The 1,643-nt window shown below is 76.4% G+C and carries 1 protein-coding gene; it reads right to left on the bottom strand.

What is annotated here, in order from left to right; all coding sequences use genetic code 11:
- Positions 1-1,643: 3'-5' exonuclease (locus tag A5646_RS26375; RefSeq protein WP_197505299.1), on the bottom strand; the 1,643-nt coding region annotated here is incomplete at both ends.

The following is a 1,643-nucleotide window of genomic DNA, read 5'->3' as shown; positions in this document are numbered from 1 at the left end:
CATCGCCGCTGCCCCGCAACGGTTCGCTGGTGCTGACCGGGGTCAGGCCGTGCCATCCGGCCGGGTCGGCGCCGGGCACGCCGGCTCGGGCCAGCCGGGCCAATTGTGTTGCCGCGCAGTCCCGGACGGCCTCGTCGACCGCCCCGCCGGGGGCGCACACCACGCCGCGCAGCCGCCCGACCAGCGCCGCCGCGGACAACACCCGCGGAGCCGAGACCGGTTGTAGCTCAGCGTTATCCGGTTCTCCGTCGGCCCACCGCGCGATTTCGGCGAAGAAGGTCGACGGCAGCGCGGCCTCGTGGCCGGCCCCGCCGGTGTCGCTGTCGACGGCCGTCACCAGCAACCGCCGGCGGGCCCGGCCCATCGCCGCGACCAGCAGCCTGCGCTCCTCGGCCAGCAGCGGTGCCCGCACCGACGCGTCCGCGCCGACCCCGTCCAGCACGTCCAGCAACCGCTGGGTATTCAGCACACCGCCACGCGGAACGGTATTGGGCCACAACCCTTCCTGCAGACCGGCGATCACCACGAAATCCCATTCGTGCCCCAGCGCGGCGTGCGCGCTGAGCACCTGGACCTGTTCGGCCGCGGCGAACGGCTCGGGAACGGCGCCCGGCAACGCCAGCGCGGCGATGTGCTCGACCAGACCGCGCAGCGATGCGCCCGAGGTGCGCGACACGTAGTCGTCGGTGACGTCGAACAGCGCGGTCACCGACTCGAGGTCCCGGGTGGCCTGGGCCGCGGCAGGCCCGCCGCGCTCGCTGACCGACAGCCAGCGGCGCTGCAGCCCGGACCGGTGCCAGGCGGCCCACAAGGTGTGGCGCGGGTCTTCACCGGCGCGGTGCGAGCGCGCGGCCGCGTCGAGCACCCCGCGGACCTTGCGCAGCGGGCCGAACTGCGGCCCCGGCGGCACGGCGCCGGCGGACAGCGCCTCGACCACCAGCTCGGCGAAGTCGCCCGCGGGGCGATCGGGGTTGGCGCGCTGCATCGTTCGGCGCAGCTGGCGCAGCGACACCGGATCGACCCGACCGATGGGGCCGGTCAGCAGCGCCAGCGCCTGCTGCCCGTCCAGCCCGTCGGCGGTGGCCAGCAGCACGGTGAGCAGGGCCCGCGCGGCCGGTTCCTCGGCCAACGGGCCGGGGATGGCGGGCGCGGCCACCGGCACCCCGGCGGCGGCCAAGGCGCGCGGCAGGCGCGCACCCGCCCGCGGCACCGACCGCACGATGACCGCCATCTGTGACCAGGGCACACCGTCGACCAGGTGTGCGCGCCGCAGCGCGTCGGCGATGGTCGCCGCCTCGGCGTGCGCCGACGCGGCCAGCCGCACCGTCACCGAGCCCTCCCCCGCCCCGGCGCCGTCGATCCGCCGACCGCCGCCGCCGGGTAGCCGGGCGGCGATACCGCTGACCGCGCGCGCCACGGCGGGCGTACAGCGATGCGACGTGGTCAGCATCACCGAGGGCGCGTCGCCGCCCAGCAGCCCGGCTGGTTCACCGCCCCGGAAGCCGAACACCGCCTGGTTGGGATCGCCGGCGATCAGCGCGAGCTCGGCGCCCGCGGCGAGCACCCGAACCAGCCGGGCCGCCTGCGGGTCCAGCTGTTGGGCGTCGTCGACCAACAAGACGCGGATCCGGCCGCGTTCGGCG

Origin of the sequence: Mycobacterium sp. 1245499.0 (assembly GCF_001673615.1) — a bacterium.
In the GTDB taxonomy this organism is placed as follows: Bacteria; Actinomycetota; Actinomycetes; order Mycobacteriales; family Mycobacteriaceae; genus Mycobacterium; species Mycobacterium europaeum_A.
The sequence above is the reverse complement of the archived record's forward strand: the minus strand, read 5'-3'. Positions and strand labels throughout refer to the sequence as shown.